This window comes from Pseudorhodoferax sp. LjRoot39 (genome assembly GCF_964253035.1).
Classification (GTDB): domain Bacteria; phylum Pseudomonadota; class Gammaproteobacteria; order Burkholderiales; family Burkholderiaceae_C; genus Pseudorhodoferax.
In genome coordinates, this window is record NZ_CAXUQL020000001.1 from 4,667,703 (window position 1) to 4,691,236 (window position 23,534).

Below are 23,534 nucleotides of genomic sequence, written 5' to 3' on the forward strand. Positions count from 1 at the left end.
TTTTTTTGGTGAAAAGTTGGATGGTAGCCAACGATCTGCCTCCCTAGCATGGGGTGATGCCCGAACAGCTCGCCGTCAACACCTACGAACTCGCACGCGCCCGCGAGGACTTCGCCCGAGCGTTCGGCGCCCTGGATGCCAAGCGTCCGGGTGCATGGCAGCAGTACGGCTACAAGTCCGACCTCACGTTCGCCGACTTCAAGCAGGCCTATGACCGCGGTGGCGCGGCCCATGGCGCCGTGCACCGCCTGCTGGACGGCTGCTGGCAGAAGCTCCCCCGCATCAAGCAGCCCAAGGCCGACAAAGAGACGGCGTGGGAAACCAAGGTCGCCAAGGCCATCAAGGCCATCAACGGCTGGCAGAAGCTGCGCGACTTCGACCGCCGCAACATGGTGGGGCGGTACGCGGCCCTGATCTACCGCATGGCGGACAACCAGCCGCTGAGCGCGCCGCTGGCCACTGCGACCAAACTGGTCGACCTGGTGCCGGTCTTCGAGGACCAGATCAAGGTGACGAAGTGGGATGAGGTCAAGACCTCGGAGCGCTACGGCCAGCCCGAGACCTATCAGTACCGCACGCGCCCGCTCGGCGAGCTCGACACGCAGGCTGCCCCGTCCGACTGGGAGACCGTGCACTGGACCCGCGTGCAGATCCTGGCCGAGGGCAGCGTGGGCGACATGTTCGACGGCGTGCCGCTGCTGCGCGCCGGCTTCAACAACCTGGTCGACATTGAGAAGCTGAGCGGCGGCGGCGCCGAGTCGGCGCTGAAGAACAGCGCGCGGACCATCGTGTTCCAGTACGAGCCGACGGCATCCGTGCAGGCCATCTCCACGCAGAACCCCGACGGCAGCGTCGGGACCAAGTCCGTACGCGAGGTGCATGAGGAGCAGACGCGGGCCTTGAACCGCAATCAGGACGCCTCGATCGTGCTGCAGGGCGGCGAGGCCACCACGCTGCAGACCACCCAGTCCGACCTGGAGCCGCAGTTCAACATCTCGGCCAACCTGTTCGCCGCCTCGGTGCGCATGCCGTTCACTGTGCTGTTCGGTCAGCAGACTGGACGCCTGGCCAGCGACGAGGACAAGGCGGACTTCGGCGCGCGCTGCGCAAGCCGGCAGGCCAACGACCTGACACCGATGCTCGAGGAGTTCGTGCGGCGCATGCAGGCCTGCGGCATCTTCGACAAGGGCGACTTCGAGGTGGAGTGGCCGCCGGTCAACGCGCCCAGCGACAAAGACAAGCTCGAGAACCTGGGCAAGGCCACGGCAGCCATGCAGCAGGCGTTCCAGGCCGGGCTGACCGAGCCGCTGTTCGACGCGAACGAGCTGCGCGCCATGGTCGGGTTCGAGCCGCGCACCGATGACGGGATGCCGGAGGAGGGGGATCCGGCCGACGACCCTGATGCGGACCCGGCCGCGCAGCGGCAGGCCAAGGCCCAGAAGGGCGGCACGCCATGAGGATCAGCGTCGACAAGTCGCACCCCGCATACAGCCCGCGGTGCATGGGCTCCAGGGTCTTGCTCGATGGCGTTGAGCAGTCCTTCGTGATTACGGCGGACGAGGACCGCGGCTACATCGTGCGCTACGTCCGCGACCAGGCCGGCAGACTCCACCTCAACGAAGACCGCACGGAAGTGGTTCGAGAGCAGGTGTCGGGCGCAGTGCGCGTCGACCTGCCTGCGCGGTTCTGGGCGTGACGCCCGTCCGCAACCCGGCCATCCCGGGCACGCCGCGTGACCGCACCGGCACGGCCGGCATCCTGCGCAAGGCCGTCGCCGAGATCAACAGCCGTTTCAGGCTCCTGCAGTCCGACGTCCTGGCCATCTTCGCCCGCATCCCGGTCTACGCCGCCAACGACGTCGGCGACATCACGCTGTACGGGCTGACGCCCGAGCAGATGCAGGCCATCTCGTCTGAGCTGATGGCCGCCGTCGAGCGCTGGATCGCATCGGGCCGTGACCCTGCGCACAGCCTGTGGTGGAGCACGTACGACCAGCAGGCCATGCAGCTGGGCGCGGCGCAGAGCGCGGCCAACCTCTCCAACCTGTCGGCCAGCTACGCAGCCAGCCGCTCGCTCGAGCAGATCATCTACAGCACGCCGTACAAGACCCGCCTGGGCATGGCGCAGATCCGCAGCAGCGAGTACTGGACGGGCCTGGCCACCGCGCAGAAGACCGAGCTGGCGCAGATCATCGGCCGAGCTGTGGTCGACGGCAAGAACCCCAAGGCCGTGCGGACCGAGATCATGGGGCGCATTGGCGTTGGCCGGGCGCGCGCCGCGCAGTACGCGCAGACCGACATCACCAACACGCTGCGCGAGTCGCGCCAAGCGGAAGCTGACTACGCCGAGACGGAGTTGGGCATCAAGCTGGGCCTGCTGTGGACGTCGGCCCTGCTGCCGACCACGCGGCACTGGCACGCCTCGCGCAACGGCAAGGTCTACACGACGGCCCAGGTGAAGGAGTTCTATTCGGTCAACGGCAACCGCTTCCGGTGTCACTGCGCGCAGACCGAGTGCCTGCTGGACGCGGCCGGCAATCCCATCCTGACCAAGAAACTGAAGGCCACCATGGCGAACGAGCTGGCCGCCTGGAAGAAGGCGAATTCGGACTAGCTGCCGTCCGGCGGCGCCTGTTCCGCCTCGCGCTTCGCCTTCTCAGACGCTTCCGCTGCGGCCTGGTCCGCGAGGAATCGCCGGTCCTTGACCGCGTACGCGCCCAGGATGCGCAGCGCCGTGTCGTCGTGCTCGGGTATCTCAATCGGCGGCTGCGGCGGGCTCATCCGGGCAGTGTAGCGGCCTCCCTAGCATGCCTTTGCATGAGCAAACGCGTCCACATCCTCTCGGCCGTCAACGCTGCGAACATCAGCAAGGACGGCTCGACATACACGATCCGCGACGTTTGCTGCGCCGTGGATGGCATCGTCATGAACCGCCGGCTGTACCCCGCCGACCAGCTGGCTGCAGGCTTCGCCACGTTGGAGGGCAAGCCGGCGCCGGCCGGCCACCCCAAGAACGCGGCGGGCCAGCACATCAGCGCGCTCAACGGCGAGGCGCTGGCATCGGCGTGGATCGGCAGCTACGCGCGCAACGCGCGGCACGCCGCCGGCCGCACGCTGGTGGACGTGGTCGTCAACGAGAGCCAGGCTCGCGCTCATCCCAAGGGTCTGCAGCTGGTCGCGCGCCTGGACGCCGCAATCGCTGGCACCAACGTCGAGCCCGTGCACGTGTCCACCGGACTGATGCTCGACGAGATCAAGGCCAACGGCGAGAGCAATGGCAAGGCCTACGACACGGTGGCCAGCAATCTGCGCTACGACCATCTGGCCATCCTCGTTGACGAGATCGGCGCGGGCACTCCGGAGGAGGGTGTCGGCATGTTCCTCAACAGCGCCGGCCAGGCCGAGGAGGTCGAGGCCGCCGCACTCAACGCCGCAGAACCCGAGGACAAACGGCACGCCGGCCTGATGGGCTGGATCCGCAAGCTCGTCACCAACGGTGGCGACGTCTCGTTCGATCAGATCGTCGACGGCATCCGCGCGCTGCTGCCCAAGGAGGCCTACCCGCGGGAGGTGTTCCAGCGCTACGTGGTCTGGGCCGACTACGCCAACGACAAGCTGTTCCGCCAGGACTATGCAGTCGGTTCTGACGGCTCCGTAGCATTTATTTCTGACCCCGTCGAGGTCACTCGAAAGGTCGAGTACCAACCCGTTACCAACTCGCAAAGGGACGATCCAGTGAAAGACAAAATTCTCGCCGCGCTGAATGCAGCAGGCATCAACACGGCGAGCCTGGACGATGCCCAGCTGCTGACCGCCTACAACTCCCTGGTCACGAAGCCTGGCCAGGACGCGCTGACTGCCGCCAACAGCAAGCTCGCCGAACTGGAGCTGGCCGCGAACGCTGCCAAGGACGCCGAGCTGACCGCGCTGGCCACCGAGCTCGCGGTGAACACGTCGCTGAAGCCCGAGGACTTCAAGGCCATGGGCCTGGAGCGCTGCAAGGAGCTGAAGGCGAACGCCAAGGCCGCCCCCATCGTGCCGGGCACGCCCGCAGCCAACGCCGCCGCCGACGAGTTCGCCGGCTACGACCTCAACAAGCTGGAGGCATAAGTCATGAACCGCATTTTCCGCAGCGGCAGCGGCGTTCCGCGCCCCCGCACCATCTCCGACAAGACCGTCTCCGGCGCGCTGTTGCCTGGCACTTTCGTTCTGATCGGCGCCACGCAGCTGACGCAGGCGACGTCTGCCAGCGGCGGCCGACTGGCCCTCCTGGGTGACCGCGACTTCTACAGCTCGCAGGGTGTGGGCACGAACACCGACCCCCTGATGACGCCCTACGCATCGGGCGAAACGGGCATCGCCTACCTGCCGAAGCCTGACGACGAGTTCGCCGCAGCCCTGGCCGCCGGCACCTACACCTACGGCCAAGAACTGACCGTCGGCGCTGCTGGTCGGCTGACCGCCGCGGCCTCGGGCGGCATCGTCGTCGCGCACTACGACCAAGCCGGCAAGACCGTCAGCGCTGGCGAGCTGGCGGACGTCGTCATCGCCAATTCCTACACCAAGGCCTGAGGTCTACATGCTCAAGTTCAGCAAACTCCAACAGGACATGATCCTGGCCGCGCGCTCCGCTTTCAACGCGCGCATGACCGCCATGGCCGCCAACTCGGCCGGCGTCATCGAGGGCAACTCGCTCGCGATCCCGCTCGACGCCTGGCGTCGCATCGACTCGCGCGCGCAGCTGCTGGCGCGCAGCCGCCTGCCCATCTTCAACCGCCTGGCGCAGGCGAGCACCATCCCGGTCAGCATTGCCGACCTGGTGAACTTCTACCCGCGCATCGGCGACAGCGGCGAGGTGCTGGTGTCCATGGACGGCCGCAATGCCGCCAAGGCGGATGCGCCGGCCCTGGACTACGCCGGCACGCCCGTTCCGATCCTGACGTCCAACGCCCGCCTTGGCTGGCGCCAGATGGAGGTGATGCGCAAGGGCGGCAGCATGCTGGACACCACGGCCATCGGCAACAACCAGCGCAAGATCGCCGAGAAGATGGAAGACATGGTCCTGAACGGCCTGTCGTCGATCAACGTCAGCGGCCACACCATCTACGGTCTGCGCAACCTGCCGGCCCGCAACACCTTCGTGCACGGCTTCGATCTGGCAGCCGCCACTGGCGCGCAGTGGCTGTCGGTCGTGAAGGCGGCCATCGCCCAGGCCATGGGTGACAACCAGTACGGCCAGATCACGCTGTTCGTGAACCAGGGTGACTACACCGCCGCGGACACGACCGACTACGCGGCCAACTACCCCGGCACGATCCTGACCCGCCTGAAGACCATCAACCAGGTCAAGGAGATCATTCCCGCGTCCTCTCTGCCGATCAACGAGATCATCGGCATCGTGGACCTGGACGCGGGCGAGTGGGGCGGCATCCTGTCCGCCATGCCGCTGGCCACGCGGCCGAAGACCCGCCTGGAGCCGGAAGACGACTACGTATTCGGCGTGATCGCTGCAGCTGCGCCGCAGTTCCGCAGCGACTACGCCGGCCAGTCGGCCTTCATCCACGGCACCAAGGCCTGAGGAAGCGCGCCATGCTGTACGAGATCAAGGTACTCAAGGCGCCGTGGCCGGCCGGCGCGAAGGTCGGCGACGTGGTGGACATGCCCTACCTGCCCACCTGGGCGCAGGGCAAGTGCTCGGTCGCGCAAGATGGCGCCGAGGCCACCATCGAGTTCGTCGAGCCCGTGGCGGCCGATGGCGTGAACCGCCCGCTGACCGGCGATGGCTCTGGCCAGGCCCTGCCGTCGATCGAGTCCATCAGCGCCGAGCTGGAGCGCGCGCGCGGCGAGGTCGCCGCCGCCCACGACCAGGCCCGCGTGCTGCGCGAGCAGTTCGACGCGTCCTTCGACGCGGCCGAGAACGACCGGCGCAAGGCCGAAGCAGAAGCCGAGGGGCTGCGCGCACGCCTGCAGCAAGCCGAGGCGCACGCCGCCGCCCTGCAGGCAAAGCTCGATGCGGCCGAGACCGACGAAGGCAGGGCCGCCGCCGCGGTGAAGGCTGCCGATGAGCAGGCCGCCAGCGAGCGCGCTGCATCCGAGGCAAAGGCCAAGGGCAAGAAGTGATCACGAGCACGCAGGCGCAGCAGTACCTGGACCAGGCACTCGGCGTCAGCGTGCCGTCCTTCATTGTCGATGCCGCCGTCGCCAAGGTGGCTGCGGCAGAGCAGGCCATGGTGGACGCCGGCTACAGCGCTCACACGCAGCTGCTGGTGCAGACCTATGCAGTCGCGCTCATCGCCTCGGCCGGTGCGCCGCGCCGCATCCAGTCCCAGGGGGCGCCCTCCGGCGCGTCCCGCTCGTTCAAGAACGACGACGGCGCGCTGACCCAGTTGCGCCGCTCGCTTGCCAGCCTGGACACCGCGGGCACCGTCGCCGACTTGATCGGCCCGGACCCCGCATCCAACACCCTTTTCATGGTCGTTTGCTGACGGCCACCGGAGAACTCAATGCCGATTCTTAGCGCAGGCGCCCACGCAGACGTGGTGCTGGCCGTCGGGGAGGTGCTGCGCGTCAGTGCGGCCGGCGTGGCCACCGTCGCCTCTTCGTACGGCGCCCCCGCCGGCACCACGACGGTGACGGCCAACACCCAGGACTTCGGCCCGTACTCGGTCCCGGCCAAGCTCGCGCTGACGGCTGTCAGCGGCACCTGCAACTACTCGATGCCGGGGCAGGTGCCCGTCACCTACGACCCGTCCACTGGCGAATTCAACGCACCAATCGCCTCGGGGGTCAAAGTGCAACCCATCCGTTCTGGCCCCTCGACACTCGTGCAGGCAGACGCAGGCACGGTCGTCCCCGTCTCCGGCGCTGTCGCAATCACCGTCCCGCAGGGCCTGACTGGCTTCGGCGCGCAGATCCTGCGACACGACGCTGCCACGCTCACGGTGCAGCCGGCGGCCGGCGTCACGCTGTACCACGGCGGCGTCTCGGTCTCGTCGTTGAGCGTCGCCGCCAAGGGCGACTGGATCCTGCTGATGCCTGGCGCCGTGGCGAACGAGTACTACCTGTCTCGCTACACGGGGGCCTGAGCATGCTGACGTTTGATTCCGCGACGACTTCGGCACTAAACGGCGCCACCTCAAAAACACTCTGGTGCGAGCTGCTTGCGTTGAGCCTGGGCGGTTCACGCAAGATGGTGTGTGCACGAGCTGATAGCGGCGACCCGTTCAACACATCGAATGCGACTCGGCAAGTGTTCCGAGATCTGGATCTATCGGGCGCAATCAGCACCGATGGCGCGTTCATTTCGAACTTCGGTTCAACACGCAATGCGCGCGTGAAGCTCGCGACTGACCTTTCCACGGGAGTGGCTGCACTCCGAATCACTAACACCGACGGAAGCCGCTGGATCCAGGGATCTCTCGGCCTGCCTGGCTCTGGCGCCGATTTCATTCTGGGAGCGAATCCGACCGCTTCGAGTGGGGAGTCCATTTCGGCAGCCGTCTTGCCTCCGCAGACTCTCGCGAGTGGCTTGGGGCCGGCGGCACCTGAGTGGCATGCGCGCACGCCAAAAACTGTGGTACTGGAATCCTACGCCTCAGGTGTCTGGACCGAGGTGGATCGAGTCGATTTCACCGAGCGACAGAAGGACGTGTCGCTGTCCCACCAGTTTCTCGGCGGGCAGATCGGCGACGTAGCATGGTGGATTCCGTCTCGCTCGATGCGGCTGGACGGCCCCGATGGGGAGGCGCACTGGTTCTTCCCGCAGCTGTTCAGGCACGACGCAAGCTGCGGACGGTCGGGCGCTCGCCCGTACGAAACGATTTGGGTCAGCGCGCGGCCGGTGGATGAGCAAGCCGGGGACTGGAACACGTTCCCCGCCATGGGCACGGGCCCTCAGAGTGGCGGCACGATTGTCTACGACAAAGAAAATCCGCGGCACTCCACCATTCCGCTCAACTTCCGGCTTCGCTACTTGAACACCGCAGGCGTCGAAGAGGGTCGCTCCGACTGGCCCGATCTCACGGGCGCGTATCCACAAGGGCGGCCGATCAACGATCGTACGGCAGTTCAGAACCAGTTCTACAACCCAGCAACAGGCGGGAAGGCCGCTCTTACCGTCGTGACGCCACCCGCTGTTCCGGACGGCACCGGGCCGGCTTGGGGCGATGCAGGCGTTGTGGTCGAGCCGTTCTGGAACATCGCGCAGCCGATCTGGTGGGAAAGCGAAATGCCGGCGGACATGCCTGGCGTGCTGATGAACGGGTTTGCCAGCGATGTCCTGATTCCGCAGGCGCGCTATTACTCCACGACGAACCCTGCCGACTACCTGTACGCGCGATACGCGGACCAGATGCTGGGCCTGAATTTCCCTTGGGTGATGACGGAATATCCGCGTAGTCGTGGCGTACAGACCCACATGACTCCGGCCGACCCGCAATCATCCGATCCGAACAACGTTGGCGACTACCGTGGCTGGGCAATCGGCTATCGAAGCGTGGCAGGCTGGCGTAATGGTCACGACATCTACCCGGGGCCTGGGGGTCAGCGATTTGACCGTGCAGCCATCCCGCACCAAGTAGCCCTGTTCTTGTCCGACCGCGATGGCGTGCGCACAGAAGGCGCCGTTCCGAATCGGACCATCGCATGGGAGTTCTGCAAGGGATATGCGAACCTGTCGCGCGCTTTTGTGAAGGACAGGTTCCTGGGAAGCATTCCGAAGAGCGAAGGCATCGCAGGGGCCTGGAACCTCAAGGCCGCCCACTACGGCTCTGGAAACAAGGCGTACGACAAGCAAATCGAAATGTGCAAGATTGCCGATGCCAAATACCAGGCAGTGGACTATGCAGGTCGGCATCCCTACAGCTGGCAGCAGCCAGAAGGGATTCACCACGGCTACACCCAAGCTGGTATTGGTCTTTTGGCCTTCAAAGACATCCGTTTTGCCATCTTGCAGAGGTTCCACTGGGACACGCATTGGATGTCGACGCTCGGCTACTCTGGCGCATCAGCAAATCCGGCTGGAGAAACCGAAGGCCACTTCGGTACTCGCCAGGGGGCTTGGCGCTTCCAAGCGCATCTGTTCACGTGGCTCTCCGCCGGTGAGCATCCTTTGCTGCACTCCATGAGCTCCGTGGAGAACCGGTTCCAGACGGAGCTTCAGCTGATCGGGTCGAACATCTGGCAGCCTGCGATGGTCGCCAACGAGCCGACGCTGTACATGCAAGGCGTCAAACGATTCGGCCAGCCAATGAAGGTGGGGAACAATGTCAACGGTGGCGTGGAGGTTGGTGGCAACAAGGCGTACTACATGGGCCTCATTGCGTTCCTGATGAAGACATCCGGGATGTGGGACAAGATGAAGGCCAAGTCCCCCGGCTGCGCCAACGGATTGGCGGCCACGCTGCACATGCTGGACACCGGCAGCATCGACTGGGTTATGGGGACGGATGCCAAATGGACGGGCTACGTCTTCGCAGGCGACCCCAACGATGAAACCAACGACACCGGCACAAACTCAGGCCACATGGTCTGTTCTGCGGACAAGACGACGGGCACGCCCACCGTCGCCGACCTGCCTGCGGATTGGTACGGCGTTCCTGCCGTGATGTCGCTGAACAACTTGGATGCAGGGTTCTTGAAGACGCAGAACGGCGCGTTCCGCATCACTGACTGGGATCCGCCTGAGCACAACCGAGCAGCTTGGCCGGCGCTGCGCTTGATGGCCGGCTTCGCCGCGGACTATCCGAAGGCCAATGTGGCCGCAGCCAGGGATCGCTTCGCAGGGTACTACGCTGAACGCACCGCCTGGTCGAATGAGTCCACGACGGAGTTCGGGAAGATGTCCCGCAACTGCCGTTCGCGCATCGTTCCGATGGGATTCCCAAATCCGCTTGCAGAGGTCTAGGCAATGGCAACTATCGCTTTGCACTACGGCGCCGGTCAGGCGTACACAACGTGGCAGGATTTGCGCGCGGCAGCGGTGGCCATCAACCTCGCTGGAACGGACCAGCAGGGCGAGATCATCCTGCATGAGAGCATCACGATTGCGAACAACACCCTGGACTGGCTGGGTCTTGGGATTGACGCGAACCACTACTGGCGGATCAAGCCCGCTCCTGGTCTTGGCTGGAAGGATGCGGGGCTGGCCTACAGCAAGCCTGCGACGGGCATCAAGATCACGGCGAATGCCGGTGCATCCAATGGCTTCAAGGCATCGAACGGATTTGTTCTGGATGGGCTAATCCTGGAAGGCACGAACACTACGGCCGCGAAGCCGCAGTTCGACGTCGGCCGCACGTCAGGTACGGACAATGACGTGGCTGGAGTTGAGAACTGCTGGATGGATCTCAACAACGGCGCCAGCTATCCGCTGATGCTGCGGCGTTCGCCCAAGGCCACTGGGGCACTCCCAACAGTGTTCGCCCGTCGCAACGTGATCGTGGTCAGCGGTGGCACGCAGCCGGCCCTCGTCACTCAGGGCAACCCACTGGTGGAGCGCAACACGATTCGTGTACCAACGCCAGCAAGCGTGAACGGAATCCGCGTCATCATCGGTGCAAACAACCATGGCGGATGGTGTCGTGACAACGCAGTGGACGGTGGAATTCTGGAGGAGCACACGGGCGCGTTCAGCATTGAAGCTGCCGCTGCCACGGCGAGTGTGAACAACCACTACTCAGGCGCTTTCACGAAGACCGGCACGGGTGCGGGGTACAACTTGTCTGGCTGGGTCAACGACCTGACTTCCGCGGCGTTCGATGGGACAGGCTACCGCCCTGCATCTGGTGGGGTGCTGGTCGGCGCTGCAAGTGCGACCGCAGAGAACACGCCGGACATCAACGGGAGCAACAGCGGCATGGACCCGGATGTCGGGGCGATCCAACGCGATGCTGCTGCGCCGCTGGCCACGGGCTCCATCACCAGTGTGGCAACCAGCGGCCAGCAAGTCTCTGTTAGCGGCACGCAATCGCTAGCGGTATCTGGCTCGGCGTCACTCACAGGAAGCACGTCTGGTGGCACGGTCCCGCTAACGATTGGCTCCGGCGTTTTCGCCGCGGAGTTTGCGGACGTGCCCCCCGGGAGTTACTCTTGCCAGGTGTTGCTGTACAACTCGGAAGGCGCCGTGACGTCGGTCACGGGCGGTTCCGTGGTCATCAACGACATCACCGGGACGCCTGAGGGTCCGGCTGTGGACGACGCGATCCCGCCGCAGATGCAGGGCGCTATCAGCCTGTCAAACCTCACGCAAGACAGCTACACAACTGGCGTGGACGCCGCGACCGATAACGTCGCAGTGACGGGCTACCGCGTGAGCCAGGACGGAGGATCGACCTGGATCGACAAGGGCACCGCCCGGACGCACAGCCACACCGGCCGCACACCTGGCGCAACGGACCAAGTCCGCTGGAGTGCGCGCGACGAAGCGGGCAACTGGGCAACGCCGCTGTCTCGTGCGGTGACGCTTGCCGCCGCGCCCGACACGACCCCTCCGGTCATGACCGGCAGCATCGCCGTCTCTGCCAAAACCCACAACAGCTACACGCTGACGTGGCAAGCAGCGACGGACGCTGTCGGCGTGACCGGCTACGAGTACAGCCTGAACGGTGGCACCAGCTACGCGGACGCCGGCGCGGTCTTGACCGTGAACGTCACCGGCCGGGCACCCAGCGCCACCGATCAGGTCCGAGTGCGGGCCTACGACGCGGCCGGGAACAAGGCCACGCCGCTGTCCGCGTCGGTGACCCTGGACGCCGCCCCTGACACCCAGGCGCCGGTGATGACGGGCGCGATCGCATCCTCGCTGGTGACGCAGACCAACTACACGATCGACTGGCCGGCCGCCACGGACAACGTGGCCGTCACCGGCTACGAAGTCAGCCTGAACGGTGGGACGACCTACACCGACAACGGCACGGCTCGCACGCGCGCTGTCACCGGCCGCACCCCTGGCAGCACCGACCAGGTGCGGGTCCGGGCCTACGATGCCGCCGGCAACCGCGCAACGCCACTCTCGCTCAGCGTGGCACTGCAGACTGGTGGTGGCACGCTTCCTCCGGGGCCTGGCGGGAAGATCGATGGCTTCGCGCCGGCTGCCTTCTTCCAGATGCTAGCCATGGCGGGGGAGAGCTGATTTGAGCGCCGCAGCAAGCTGGTCCTACACGGCCGCGGCTACGCTGTGGCCGTGGCTTGGCCGCGACGACTGGAGCGGGGTCGAGCAGTTCGGCCCGCCCCAGGTGTTCGCCTGCGACTACAGCGCCGAGTCGAAGCGCATGACCGACGCGAAGGGCGTCGAGTTCACCACGCAGCAGATCCTCTACACCGAGCGCGCGGACATCAAACAGGGCGACCGTGTGCTGATCGGCGAGAGCGCGCTGGCCAGCCCCATCGCTGCCGGCGCGCTCGAGGTGCGCACCGTCAAGCGCGACGCCGACACCTTCGACCGCGTGGCCGATGATTTTCAGGTCGTGACCTGATGGCCCGGCCGCGCATCACCAACAACCTTCCTCGCTTCACTGCGGGCGTACAGATCAAGGCCGCGCGCGGCATGACGCAGGCGCTGGTACTCGGCGCGGCCGAGGCCAGCGTGTTGACGCCGATCGACACGAGCACGCTGCTGAATTCGCAGTACCGCAGCGTCGACAAGCAGGGCGCCAAGGTGGTCGGCACGGTGGGTTACACCGCCGAGTACGCAGCCGCGGTGCACGACCCCGACAACGCGCAGACCTTCCGCCGGCCGTCGGCCGAGAAGGAATTTCTGAAGGAGGGCTTCGAGCGCGCGGAGCCCAACATTCGAGCGGTGATTCGAGGCGCGATCAAGACTTAACGCCTCCCTAGCATGGCCGCATGAACGCCGCCGATGCCTTGCGAACCTTCGTCACCGACCTCCTGCCGGGCTGGCGCGTGCAGTTTGGCCGTTGGCGCGACGACGGCGGCGCGCACAACTACGCCGTGATCAAGCCCGTGGGCGGCCTGCCTGCGGAACTGGTGCGCCGGCCCGAGTTCACGTTGTCGCTGGTCGGCCAGGCGAACGCCGATGCCGCCCAAGTGACGGCAGCAGGGGAATCCGTCATCGAGGCCATGCGCGCCAACAGTGGGGCGCTTGTCTTCATGCAACCGGGCGAGCCGGTTTTCTTGGCCACCAGCGACGGCCGGCCACTTCTTGAAATCGCCATCTCGGCAATCACCAACTAGGAGTCACCATGGGTGCACATGTGGGGCGCGACGTACTCGTCGAATTCGCCATCGCTGACGAGGATGCCAACCCGGCATCGCTGAACTTCATCAACCTCGGCATGATGCGCGGCAAGTCCATGAAGACGAGCTGGGACACCGCCGACACCACGGCGGACGACTCGCCGAACTTCACCAAGACCTCGCTGGTGACGTTCAAGAATGTCGAGTTCTCGGGCGACGGCGTCAGCTACGACGACGCCGTGTTCAACCAGGAGGCCTTGGAGGCGCACGTCGTCAGCCCGGGCCCCGCCACGGCCAACCAGCCCAAGGTCTGGTTCCGCCTGACCTACCCGAGCGGCAAGAAGTACGAGGGCCCGTTCATCGTGTCCGAGTGGTCCAACGACAGCCCGTACGCCGATGCCGCCACCTGGAGCATCACGGCCGCCAGCAATGGCGACGTTGTCCTCACCCCAGCCTAAGGAGCCTGAATCATGGCAGCCATTTCCTCCATCGACGCTGGCCAGGTCGGCCCGTTCGCCGCCGCCATTGCGACCCTGTCGGCCGACGACACGATCACGATCAATCCCAAGAAGAAGCAGCTGCTGGTGCTGACCAACACCACGGGCGGCTCGCTGACGGCTACCATCGACGGCACCCTCGGCACGACCGTCAGCGTGCCCGGCGTGGGCTCGGTGGACGTGTCCGCAGGCAAGGCCATCGTGGTCTCCGCCGGCCTGAGCGTGGCCGTGATGCTGAACACGATCAGCGCCTACTGCCAAGGGGTGGTGCACATCACCGGTGCGGCGACGCTCAAGGCTCAGCTGTTCGACATCTGATCCATGCTAGTCGAGTGCGGGTTTGTTCGCGCGTGCACCCACGACGGCCTTGAATTCACGTTCAAGCCGTCGTTCCGGCGCATCTCCGAACTGGGCGACCCGCAGGCAATAGTGGCCACGTACGCGGGCCTTTTCGGTCCGCGCGCAGAGCTGGAGGCGGCATTCGTGTTGGCCTGCCTGTGCGAGCAGGAGGATCCGACGCCCTTGATCGGCTGGGTCGATGACCACGGCCAGCATGCCGGCGCGATGCCCGCGGCCGAGCAGATCCTGATCGCCCGTCACCTCATGCAACACGGCATCGCCGGCAAGGCCCGGCCCGGCAAGGGCGACGGCAAGTTCTCCGACCGCTTCGACTGCGCCGAGTACATCAGCGCCGCGCGCGTGCACCTGGGCCTGTCCAGCGCTGATGCGGAGTCGCTGAGCATGACCGAGTTCCAGATCATGGTGGCCATGAAGTTTCCCAACCAGGGGAGCAAGGATCGTGATGTCCCCAGCCGCGAAGAGTACGACGCAGCCATGAAGGCCCATCAGGAGCGCAGCCGTGTCTGAAAAGGTCGGAGAGATCTACTACGACGTCACCCTGGACACCCGGGGGATGATTGACGGACAGCGCAGGGTCAGCCGCGAGCTCGAAAGTACCAACCGAACACTCACGGCCGCTGCCGCTGCGGTGGCGGCGCTCGCTGCTGCCTATGCCTCGCTGCATCTCGCCAAGCTTGCCGACGAGTTTCGCCTTCTGGGCGCGCGGGTTGAGGTGGCCGCGGGCAGCATGGAGTCGGGGTCGGCCGCATTCGCCGAGCTAGTCAAGATCAGCCGGCAGACGCAGAGCAGCCTGGCCGGCAACATCGAGGTGTTCACCCGCCTTAACCAGTCCATCCTGCAGATGGGCGGCACGCAGCGCGACACGCTGATCGTGACGGAACTGCTGGCCAAGGCCATCAAGGTCTCTGGCGCGTCGGCCGTAGAGGCCAAGGCGGCCATGCTGCAGTTCGGCCAGGCCCTCGGGTCTGGAAAGCTGCAGGGTGACGAGTTGCGCTCGCTGATGGAGACCGCGCCGTACCTGATGCGCCAACTGGCGGACGGCATCGGCGTGCCCGTCGGCGCCCTCAAGAAGCTAGGCGAGGAAGGCAAGCTGACCGCGGATGTCGTGACCAACGCACTGACGCAGGCCGCGGCCAAGATCGACGCCGACTTCAAGAAGTTTCCCCAGACGATCGAGTCCGCAATGGTCGTGGCGCAGGACTCGGCGGCGCTGGCTGCGCTGAAGTTCGACGAGTTGAGCGGGAGCAGCGCCGCGCTCACCGGCGTGGTGAAGGGCGTGGGCGAGGTGCTGGACAAGCTCGCAGACCAGTTCGGCGCGGCCAACGACGAAGCCGGAACGCTCGGGCGAAACACCGCAGTCAAGGGCTGGGCGGACACTTCCCGGGAGGCGATTTCCTACCTCATCGACGCGGCCGATGTCGTGTGGCAGACCCTGAGCGTGCTGGGCCGCAACGTCGCATTTGTGTTCACGGGAGTTGGCAAGGAGATCGGCGGCATTGGTGCGCAGGTCATGGCGGTGCTGCGCGGCGACTTCGCGGGCGCCAAGGCGATCAGCGATGCAATGGTCGCCGACTCCGAGCAGCGGCGCAAAGCCCTGGACGCGGCCGACGCCAAGACGCTGAGCCGTGCGAAGACTGCGGGGCAGGCCATGCGCGATGCCTGGGAGCAGGGCGCAGGCGGCGGGCGCGGCTCTGTCAACCCGACGCCTGCGGCATCGAAGCTCAAGCCTCCCGTCGTGGAGGAGAAGAAGCCCAAAAAGGCGAAGGCCGAGAAATTCGATGAGGAGGCCTACATGGCAAGCCTTCGCATCGCGCAGGCCTCCGAGATCAACGTGGTCAACGAGACCGAGACCGAGAAGCTGCGCATTGCGAAGAAGAACCTGGACGAGAAGAAGATCAGCGAAACCGCATACGCCGAGGCCGTCAAGCTGATCAACCAGGCAGCCGAAGATGATCGCGTCAGGATCATGGCCAGGGCGCAGGAGAAGATCGACAGAGACCGCGAGAAGTCCGATAAGGAGGCGGCCGACGCACGCGAGAAGAACAAGCGCGAGCAGGAAAAGGCCATCGAGTACGCGGCCAACTTGACCCGGGCGATCAACCCCGTCGACGCACTGCGCCAGGAGTACGAGGCCAAGCTGCAACTGGTCACGCAGTACGAAGGGCTGATGGCCCAGGCCGGCGTGGACATTACCGAGCAGGGCCTGCTTGCGCGCGCGCAGCTCGAAAGCCAGTACCAGCTGCAGCGGACGGCCCTGGCCGAGCAGACGTTCCGGTCGCAGAACGAGGCGAACGCATTCCTGATCGACTCGCTGAATGCGCTGAGCTCGTCGGCCACCGGCACGATCATGGGCCTGATCGACGGCACCATGACCGCACAGGAGGCGATGCGCGGCCTGGCTACCACGGTGCTGAACGAGGCCGTCAGCGCGCTCGTGCAGATCGGCGTGCAGCAGGTTAAAAACGCGCTGCTGGGCGATACGCTGGCGGCGGCCGACAAGGCGAAGAAGGCGGCGAACGGTGCCGTCTACGCCGCGAGCATCGGTGCGCAAGTCACCGGCATGAGCGCGCTTGCCGCACAGAACGCTTTCGCGGCCACCGCTGCTATCCCGATCATCGGCCCGGCGCTGGCGCCGGCTGCCGCCGCAGCCGCCGGCGCAGCTGCGGCCGGCCTGGGCGCGCCCGCACTGGCCACCGCGCCGCTGGCCGGCGCGCGGCAGTACGGCGGACCGGTGTCGGCCGGCGGCATGTACCGCGTCAACGAGACCGGCGCCCCGGAGATGTTCACCGGCTCCAACGGCCAGCAGTACATGCTCCCGACCAAGTCGGGCCAGGTTACGGCGGCCGATCAGGTCGGAGGCAATCCGGAGTGGAAGATCATCATCAACCAGGCCCCGCCGGGCACAACCGCCACGGTCGACCAGACCGAGCGGACGGTCAAGATCGCCATCGGCGAGATCGCAAGCCAGTTCCGAAGCAATGAGGGAGAGGCGTGGTCCGCGCTGCGCGGCGCGTCGAACGTGCGCGGCGCGCTCTGAGCGCCTACTTCCGCGGCTGATCGACCGTGGCGGGCTGGATCTGGCCGGCGGCGGCGCCCATGCCGCTGCCCATGGCGCTTGAGGAGCTGGTCGTGTCAATCAGCCTGTCGGCCGCGTCAAACCTGAGCGTCGCAGTGTTCGTCGACGAGTCCGAGCCGCCCGCAAACGCGCCAACTACCGGAATGAAGGTGGCTGGCCGCACCTTGGCTTCGTAGTAGCTGTAGACGACGATCGACGTTCCGTCAGCCAGGCGCATCTGCATGGTCGGAGCGCCGAGCATCGCAAGCACCTGGGCCTTGGTCGTCTCGCCCGCCTTGAGGCTGGTCAGCTGATCGTCGGTGACCTTGACGCCGCCGGCCGCGCAGGCGGCGAGGGCTACCGAGACGACGGCGATGGCGAGGGTTCTCATGGGTGTGGCGACGGATGGCGGTGGCCGCGAGTCTACGGCAGGGTGCCGCTCCGTAGCATGGGCAGGTGCCCATCCCAGCCTATCCCGCCCACCTGCCGGCCCTGCTGAGGGCGACGAAGATCCGCAGCCAGGCGCCAGCGTTCTCGATCTACGAGCCACGCCGCGGCTATGGGTACGCCCAGGCCGTCGGCACCGATGTCCCGGTATTTTGGGACGGGGAGTTCCGCTTCGCGCCTTCGGAGGCCGTCGTATTTCAGCTCTGGCTCAAGACCGCGTTGTTGGGCGGTCTGCTCGAGTTCACTATGCCGATCCTCACAGAGTTTGGCCTGCTCGAGCACGTTTGCCGATTCCTGCCGGACAGTCTTGCAGACGCGACCGAGCAAGCAGGGGTCTACACCTACAAGGTAAAGATCATGGCGCGCGCGCAGGTGTTCCCCGACGGCTACCTCGGTGCTGCCGACCTCATCATCGGCCTGCCCGACTGGCCGAGCTGGCTCGATCCCCTGGACCGCGCTATTAACGTCGAGATGCCGGAGGCCTGATGGACAAGAAGGAGTTCTGGTCCACGAAGAACCCGGGGCCGCAGTACGAGGCGGTCGTGTTCACGAATTCCGCCTTCGCGGCGCCGATCCGCCTGGTGTCCAACGTCTTCGAGGCAGTTTCGCTAGGCGGCCATGTCCACCAGCCGGTGCCGATGACCATCAAGCCGCCGGACAAGACCAGCACAACTGCGAAGCTCACGCTCGCATTCCCGCGCAACGTCGTCGGGCGCGAGTTCAAGCGGCAACTGGGCCTGCTGCGCGCCGCCGGCACGCGGGAGCCGATCGCCGTGCAGTACGCCGTCTACTTTGACGATCTGGCCGCCCCGAAAGTGGCTTGGCAACTGTTCGTGGCGGAGGATGGCGGTGTGGCGTTCAACGCGGAGGCCGTGCAGGTGACAGCCACCGTGGACAACCCAGCGCGGCGCTCGGGCGCCATCATCTACGAGCCCGGGGTTTTCACTGGGCTGGAGCTGATCTAACCTCGCTCCCTAGCATGGGGCGGGTGCCGGATCTCCTGACCCCCTCTCAGTTCGCAGCTCGCGCAGTTGGCATCCCGTGGATCCGCTGGCGATCCGACTTCGACGGCATGGACTGCTTCGGCTGCATCGTGCTGTACCACCGGCACGTTCTCGGGGTCGAGCTCGGCGAGGTGCCGGCAACCGATATCGGCGCAGGCTTCCGCGCCGCGGCTGGCTGGCGAGAGTGCGAACCCGAGGCTGGCGTCACGTGCTTCATGGCTTGGCGGAACGGCGCGCCAGCGCACTGCGGCGTGCTCCTGACGCCCACCGAAGTTCTGCACTCCGAGGGCAGCCAGGATCACCCCGGGAGCGTGCGCGTGTCGCGCCTGGCCGTCGTGCAGAGGATCTACGGCCAGATCAAGTTCTACCGCTACACCGATGCTGACGATCCTCAATGACCCCACGGGCGCTCTGGGCCTGCAGCGCCACGCCTGGGACTACGGCCTCACCATCCAGCAGAACATTGAGCGGCACTTGCAGAGCGGTGGCGGCGCCAAACTGCTGTTCAACGGGATCGAGGCCGACCCGCTGACCGATCCGCGCATGGACGCCAGGCCGTCCATTGCGGACTTCGTGACCGTCGTGCGCCGGCCTGAGGGCTTCGACCCAATCACCTGGCTGTACATCGCCGTCGCGGCATTGGCGGTGGCCACGTACGTCCTTATGCCGAAGCCGCCAGGAGCTGGCGGGGTCGGCAAGGACAGCCCGAACAACAGCCTCACCGGCCAGACCAACGTTGCGCGGACTTACCAAGCCATCCCCGACGTCTACGGCTACCGCCGCGTCTGGCCGGACCTCATCCAGCCCAGCACAGTCGAGTACATCGACCAGATCAAGTACGTGACGGAATGGATGTGTGTCAGCCGCGGCGTCGGCACCATCTCGAATGTCCAGTATGCCGAGACGCCGCTAGGCGACATCGAGGGCGCGAGCTACGAGGTGTTTGCGCCAGCGCCGTCGGCTGGCTATGCCGAGTTCAGCACCACCACGCTGAGCGACGTGCTGGAGACCTTCGCGAGCGAGGAGGTGAACGGGCAGGAATTGGAGTACCCGGTCGCATATCCCGCAGTGCAGACGATTGGCTCGTTCTCGGCGCTGCTGGGTGCGACGACTTTCACCGTGACAGTTCCAGACGCGCCATCACTGAGCCTTCTCAAGGCTATGGCCCCCTCTGGCTCGGCGGCGGTGTCGTTCTCATACACCCCGGACGAAACATTTAGCGCTGCATGCGTGGTGTTAGCGGTTTCGGTTGTCTCTGGGAACACGACATTCACCTTCAGCAGCCCGTCCTGGGCGGCCGACACGGCCGAGTCAGGCGTTCTGTTCACCCTTCGCCCCATCGGGCAGACCTCGACCACGCTCGGCCCGTACACCTTGCCCGTGGACGGCCAGCGGCTGCGCTGGAGCACCGTGTTTCTGCGCGGCCTTAGGGGGTCGGTGACGATCCGGGCGGAATGGTGGAAGGTTGACGGCTCGGGGGTCGAGGTTCCTGGCACGCGAGAGCACCAAGACAACACCTACACAGCCGACACGTACGACCAGCGCTTCTACACCAACGACGCCACGCCCGTCGGAGGAACCGGCCGTTACCGAGTCCAGTTCACGCGCACGACGCTGCAGATCGGCGAAAGCGGCGCCGATGTCGCGAAGCTGGAGGAGCTGTACGCGGTTCGGCACTACGTCGAGAAGGTGCTTCCGGGGGTGACGGTTCTGAGGGTCACAACGAAGGCGACGATCGAGGCGACAGGCTTCAGCGATCGGAAGTTCAATCTGCGCTGGCTTCGCCACGTGCGGCAGTTGGACTCCGATGCGGTGAGCGAGTCGCGCAACTTCGCGCGGGCGATCGCGCACATCTGGACCCTGGCCGGCAACAGCATGGACGAGATCGACACCGACAAGCTCGCCACCATCAACGCGGAGCTGGGGGAGACGTCGCCGCTGCTGTCGTTCGACATGAGCATCGACGATGCGGACATGAGCCTGGGCGAGCGCCTGCAGCTGGTGGCCGATTGCGCGCGTTGTGTGGTGTGGCGCGACGGGACAAAGTGGACCTTCACGCGGGACCAGGCGCGCGCTTACCCGGAGCTGCAGCTGGACTACCGCAACCTGGCCATCGGAGGCGAGTCGGCGATCAGCTATGCCGCGCACCTCCCGGCATCGAATGACGGCGTTGAGATCGAGTACGTCGACGAGGCGAGCCAGTCGAAGAAGGCCTATGTGCGGATGGATGTCTCGTCTGGGACGGTGGTCCTGGGGCTGAGCAGGAGCCCGAAGAAGATCAAGCAGCCAGGATGCGTGACGCTAGCTCAAGCCACGAACCGTGCGCAGTTAGAAGCGCGCCGCATTCTGTATCAGCGCGTCAGCGTCAGCGACACCGCCTTGAGTGATGGTGGCTCTCTCGGCCGCGGGTCGCTCGTCCGATGGGTCGACCCCAACGACTTCGCAGGAGACGACGGTCTACAGGCCGGCGAGGTCTTGACCATCTCTGGCGTCGTGATCCAGACCAGCGAGCCAATCGACTGGAAAGGGGCGAGCGAAGGACGGATGCTGTTTACGGGTGCGAATGGCGCCTATCTCGGCGCACCTGTCGCCTGCTACCCGGATGCGGGCGGCGTCCGCGTGCCGAGCCTGCCGCAGGGGGTCTACACCGCTGGTGCTGATCGCCAACTCGGCAGTCGCTATGCCTTCGCGGTTGGCCTGACTGAGGCCGAGATCGAAGCCTCCGGTCTGTACACGGTCACCGACATTCGAGCCGTGGACAAGAACAGCTGCTCCCTAGCATTGGTCGAATATGACGAACGAATCTACGAGGCCGATGCATGACCACGCCGACTTCTAACCCGGTTCCGAGCAGTAGCGTCGTCGACCTGTTGTTCAACGCCGAGAAGATGGATGAGGTGGTCAACTCGGCTGCCCCCACTTATCTTGATCGGTTTGGGCAGGCCAGGCTAACCGCCCAGGGCGCGGTTGACACCATCAAGAGCATCACCATGCGCGGAGCATGGGCGGCCGGCACTGCCTACGCGGCGAAGGATCTGGCGCTGGTGTCGGGCACTTGGTACATCGCTGTCGAGCCGCACACGTCGAGCGCTGCCTTCGCGACAGATGCCGCCAAGTGGCGGGTCTATCAGGGCATCATGGCCTCCACCCTGGCGGCGGCCAACGGAGCCTCGAACATCGGCTTTCAGCGGCCTGAGGCTGGCGCAGTGCTGCTGACTCTGCTCGCCAAAATGCTCTCCGTTCGCCCCGGCCTGGTGGACTTCGGCGGCGTAGCTGACGGTGTCACGAGCGCATCTGCCGCCATCGAGGCACTGGCAGCGATCGCCGACACGGTGCGCATCGATGGACCGGTGGTGGCCACCACCACTACTCCCGCCGAGGTTGCCGACGTGACGTTCCGCGGCGAGGGCTCGCTGTCCGGCATCTATGGCAAGCGCGTGATTCCCGACAACGCTGCGGGCGACAGCTTGTTCGCGGCCGACCTGGTGCCGGCCCGGCATCTGCGGCGGTTTTGCGCCGCCGCGTCTCCAGTTGCGGTCCTGGTCGGCGACAGTCTGAGCACGTTCTTTGCGAACAGCATCGCGCGCAGCGACATGCTGTCTGAAGTGCTGCGCACGACGATGCGCGACCAGGTGCCCCGGCTCACATTTCACAACCGCGCCGTCGGCGGGACGACCTACTCAAACTTCCTCGGCACGTTGGCGTCGGGCGCCGCCAGTTGGTACACGAACACCGCGCAGCTGTGGTCCACCTACGTGCAATCGCTGGCGCCTGACTTGGTGATCCTCTCTTGGGGCATGAACGACTCGTTCAATGTGCGCGTCCAGGCAATGAAGAACACCATCGACCACATCCAGAGCTGGTCAAAGGTCCCGTCAATCGTGGTGTGCACAAACCTCGTCCCAGGACTTGCATCGACCGACTTCCCGGAAGGACAGGCCGGCCAGGAGTCGCGCGACAAGGCGGCTGGTTTGATTCGTTCTTACGCGAAGTACCGAGGCGTGGGGCTGATCGACCTGCACCGCAAAGGACGGATGGTCCGTGACGGGTTTGACCCCCTGTCTAGCGTCATGACGCGGGGCGACACGATCACGGCGGTGGCGAGCGGTGCGACCTATGTTGCGACCGGCACTAGAAGAGTCACTGACTACAAGGCCCGGATTCGTTTTGATTCTTCCGCCATGAGCCTCGCGCAGTGGGTGACATGCAAGACCGGACCAGGTGCCACCGACTTCCTTCAAATTCAAAAGGTGGATGGCGCCAACATTCGAATCTCGGCCTACTGCGGGGACATCGATAACCTGGCCTATCAGAGCCAGAACTACTCCCACACCCTGCCAGCGGGAACTGACTACCACTTGACCGTGGAGGTGTCGGCCAACACAGTTGTGGTCTACACGGACTACGACGCTCAGTTCGGCGCCACCAACGCTCCGGTCGCTACCTTCCCCCGCGTGGCCCTTGGGGGCGAGTTCGTGCCGTCCGTGCAGGACAACGCTGGCCACGTTCTCTACGCTGTGGACTACAGCTATGGCGAGCAGCGCGTGAACGTGCCGTCGGTCACCAATTCGCTACTGTGGGGTGACGGCACAAGCGCCATCGATGTGCACGGCGGATCGGGCTGGAACCACCCCGGCGGCTTCGCGGCTTCGCAGATCTACCGGCCCGTCATCCAGGGCATTAAGTGGTGGGAGCCCATCGCGCCGTCCGGCTCCATCGCGTTGGCCTCGGGCATAACCTCGATCACCGTGCCATTCCCGGCGGACGAGGCCAGCACCGCCTACAACATTACCTATGCCATCGAGGGCAACGACATCGGCGTGCGGCACTTCGTGCAGGCGAAGGATCTGGGTTCTTTCCGCATCGCCTTCTCGGGCGCGACGACCGCACCTGGTGGTCTGGTGTGGCGCATGGACCGGCAGTACTGAGGAGTGGCCATGGCCACGAGGCAAGTCGTCGACCTGAGCAAGTGGGTAGA

Annotated in this window: 25 protein-coding genes; 23 read left to right on the top strand and 2 right to left on the bottom strand. The window is 65.6% G+C overall.

The genetic code is table 11. From position 1 onward, the window contains the following. The first annotated feature begins 56 nt into the window (after positions 1-56). The 3 genes from ACSQ4M_RS21775 to ACSQ4M_RS21785 are packed head-to-tail and all read left to right on the top strand — an operon-like array spanning position 57 to position 2,613. Positions 57-1,457 (top strand): anti-CBASS protein Acb1 family protein, encoded by a 1,401-nt coding sequence (locus tag ACSQ4M_RS21775; protein ID WP_436191505.1) that lies wholly within the window; start codon positions 57-59, stop codon positions 1,455-1,457. Continuing rightward, the gene (locus ACSQ4M_RS21780) at positions 1,454-1,696 is read left to right on the top strand and encodes a hypothetical protein (RefSeq protein ID WP_436191506.1); all 243 of its coding nucleotides are present in this window, start codon (positions 1,454-1,456) and stop codon (positions 1,694-1,696) included. The genes ACSQ4M_RS21775 and ACSQ4M_RS21780 overlap by 4 nt, the downstream gene beginning before the upstream one ends. Beyond that, positions 1,693-2,613 carry a phage minor head protein gene (locus ACSQ4M_RS21785; protein ID WP_436191507.1) on the top strand — a complete coding sequence of 307 codons (921 nt, stop codon included), beginning with the start codon at positions 1,693-1,695 and terminating at the stop codon, positions 2,611-2,613. Before ACSQ4M_RS21780 ends, ACSQ4M_RS21785 begins: the two co-directional genes overlap by 4 nt. Here ACSQ4M_RS21785 and ACSQ4M_RS21790 read toward each other — a convergent pair. Beyond that, complete coding sequence (locus ACSQ4M_RS21790) at positions 2,610-2,780, bottom strand: hypothetical protein (protein ID WP_436191508.1); 171 nt, start codon at positions 2,778-2,780, stop codon at positions 2,610-2,612. The genes ACSQ4M_RS21785 and ACSQ4M_RS21790 overlap by 4 nt on opposite strands. Before the next feature lie 36 nt (positions 2,781-2,816). Between ACSQ4M_RS21790 and ACSQ4M_RS21795 the strand changes: the two genes are divergently transcribed. The 15 genes from ACSQ4M_RS21795 to ACSQ4M_RS21865 are packed head-to-tail and all read left to right on the top strand — an operon-like array spanning position 2,817 to position 17,087. Beyond that, positions 2,817-4,109, top strand: a complete 1,293-nt coding sequence (locus ACSQ4M_RS21795; protein ID WP_436191509.1) for a hypothetical protein — start codon at positions 2,817-2,819, stop codon at positions 4,107-4,109. A 3-nt stretch (positions 4,110-4,112) separates the two neighbouring features. Beyond that, complete coding sequence (locus ACSQ4M_RS21800) at positions 4,113-4,571, top strand: hypothetical protein (protein WP_436191510.1); 459 nt, start codon at positions 4,113-4,115, stop codon at positions 4,569-4,571. Positions 4,572-4,578: 7 nt separating this feature from the next. After that, the gene (locus ACSQ4M_RS21805) at positions 4,579-5,577 is read left to right on the top strand and encodes a major capsid protein (protein ID WP_436191511.1); all 999 of its coding nucleotides are present in this window, start codon (positions 4,579-4,581) and stop codon (positions 5,575-5,577) included. An 11-nt stretch (positions 5,578-5,588) separates the two neighbouring features. Then, positions 5,589-6,119, top strand: a complete 531-nt coding sequence (locus tag ACSQ4M_RS21810) for a hypothetical protein (RefSeq protein WP_436191512.1) — start codon at positions 5,589-5,591, stop codon at positions 6,117-6,119. Further along, the gene (locus tag ACSQ4M_RS21815; protein ID WP_436191513.1) at positions 6,116-6,484 is read left to right on the top strand and encodes a DUF7370 family protein; all 369 of its coding nucleotides are present in this window, start codon (positions 6,116-6,118) and stop codon (positions 6,482-6,484) included. The genes ACSQ4M_RS21810 and ACSQ4M_RS21815 overlap by 4 nt, the downstream gene beginning before the upstream one ends. Before the next feature lie 18 nt (positions 6,485-6,502). Next, positions 6,503-7,084, top strand: coding sequence for a hypothetical protein (locus ACSQ4M_RS21820; protein WP_436191514.1), 582 nt, complete (start codon positions 6,503-6,505; stop codon positions 7,082-7,084). A 2-nt stretch (positions 7,085-7,086) separates the two neighbouring features. After that, positions 7,087-9,903 (top strand): hypothetical protein, encoded by a 2,817-nt coding sequence (locus ACSQ4M_RS21825; protein WP_436191515.1) that lies wholly within the window; start codon positions 7,087-7,089, stop codon positions 9,901-9,903. A 3-nt stretch (positions 9,904-9,906) separates the two neighbouring features. Continuing rightward, a complete protein-coding gene (locus tag ACSQ4M_RS21830) occupies positions 9,907-12,129 on the top strand; it encodes a hypothetical protein (protein WP_436191516.1) in 2,223 nt (740 codons plus the stop codon). Position 12,130: 1 nt separating this feature from the next. Then, on the top strand, positions 12,131-12,472 hold the full coding sequence (locus ACSQ4M_RS21835) for a hypothetical protein (RefSeq protein ID WP_436191517.1): 342 nt from the start codon (positions 12,131-12,133) through the stop codon (positions 12,470-12,472). Next, the gene (locus ACSQ4M_RS21840) at positions 12,472-12,822 is read left to right on the top strand and encodes a hypothetical protein (RefSeq protein WP_436191518.1); all 351 of its coding nucleotides are present in this window, start codon (positions 12,472-12,474) and stop codon (positions 12,820-12,822) included. Before ACSQ4M_RS21835 ends, ACSQ4M_RS21840 begins: the two co-directional genes overlap by 1 nt. Before the next feature lie 20 nt (positions 12,823-12,842). Further along, positions 12,843-13,190 (top strand): phage tail termination protein, encoded by a 348-nt coding sequence (locus ACSQ4M_RS21845; protein ID WP_436191519.1) that lies wholly within the window; start codon positions 12,843-12,845, stop codon positions 13,188-13,190. 8 nt (positions 13,191-13,198) lie between these two features. Then, complete coding sequence (locus ACSQ4M_RS21850) at positions 13,199-13,651, top strand: phage tail tube protein (RefSeq protein ID WP_436191520.1); 453 nt, start codon at positions 13,199-13,201, stop codon at positions 13,649-13,651. A gap of 12 nt (positions 13,652-13,663) precedes the next feature. Then, the gene (locus ACSQ4M_RS21855) at positions 13,664-14,008 is read left to right on the top strand and encodes a hypothetical protein (protein WP_436191521.1); all 345 of its coding nucleotides are present in this window, start codon (positions 13,664-13,666) and stop codon (positions 14,006-14,008) included. A 3-nt stretch (positions 14,009-14,011) separates the two neighbouring features. Further along, entirely contained in the window at positions 14,012-14,557 is a 546-nt protein-coding gene (locus ACSQ4M_RS21860; protein WP_436191522.1) for a DUF6246 family protein, read from the top strand. Continuing rightward, positions 14,550-17,087 (top strand): tape measure protein, encoded by a 2,538-nt coding sequence (locus tag ACSQ4M_RS21865; RefSeq protein WP_436191523.1) that lies wholly within the window; start codon positions 14,550-14,552, stop codon positions 17,085-17,087. The genes ACSQ4M_RS21860 and ACSQ4M_RS21865 overlap by 8 nt, the downstream gene beginning before the upstream one ends. Positions 17,088-17,091: 4 nt before the next feature. Here ACSQ4M_RS21865 and bamE read toward each other — a convergent pair whose 3' ends face one another. After that, positions 17,092-17,496 carry an outer membrane protein assembly factor BamE domain-containing protein gene (gene bamE / locus ACSQ4M_RS21870; protein WP_436191524.1) on the bottom strand — a complete coding sequence of 135 codons (405 nt, stop codon included), beginning with the start codon at positions 17,494-17,496 and terminating at the stop codon, positions 17,092-17,094. A gap of 65 nt (positions 17,497-17,561) precedes the next feature. Between bamE and ACSQ4M_RS21875 the strand changes: the two genes are divergently transcribed. The 5 genes from ACSQ4M_RS21875 (at position 17,562) to ACSQ4M_RS21895 (ending at position 23,484) form a co-directional block, all read left to right on the top strand. After that, on the top strand, positions 17,562-18,038 hold the full coding sequence (locus ACSQ4M_RS21875) for a hypothetical protein (RefSeq protein ID WP_436191525.1): 477 nt from the start codon (positions 17,562-17,564) through the stop codon (positions 18,036-18,038). After that, positions 18,038-18,517, top strand: a complete 480-nt coding sequence (locus ACSQ4M_RS21880) for a hypothetical protein (protein ID WP_436191526.1) — start codon at positions 18,038-18,040, stop codon at positions 18,515-18,517. Before ACSQ4M_RS21875 ends, ACSQ4M_RS21880 begins: the two co-directional genes overlap by 1 nt. Before the next feature lie 107 nt (positions 18,518-18,624). Beyond that, entirely contained in the window at positions 18,625-18,954 is a 330-nt protein-coding gene (locus ACSQ4M_RS21885; RefSeq protein ID WP_436191527.1) for a hypothetical protein, read from the top strand. Further along, positions 18,935-21,379 carry a host specificity factor TipJ family phage tail protein gene (locus tag ACSQ4M_RS21890; protein WP_436191528.1) on the top strand — a complete coding sequence of 815 codons (2,445 nt, stop codon included), beginning with the start codon at positions 18,935-18,937 and terminating at the stop codon, positions 21,377-21,379. The genes ACSQ4M_RS21885 and ACSQ4M_RS21890 overlap by 20 nt, the downstream gene beginning before the upstream one ends. Beyond that, complete coding sequence (locus ACSQ4M_RS21895) at positions 21,376-23,484, top strand: SGNH/GDSL hydrolase family protein (RefSeq protein WP_436191529.1); 2,109 nt, start codon at positions 21,376-21,378, stop codon at positions 23,482-23,484. Before ACSQ4M_RS21890 ends, ACSQ4M_RS21895 begins: the two co-directional genes overlap by 4 nt. The last annotated feature ends 50 nt before the right edge of the window (positions 23,485-23,534 follow it).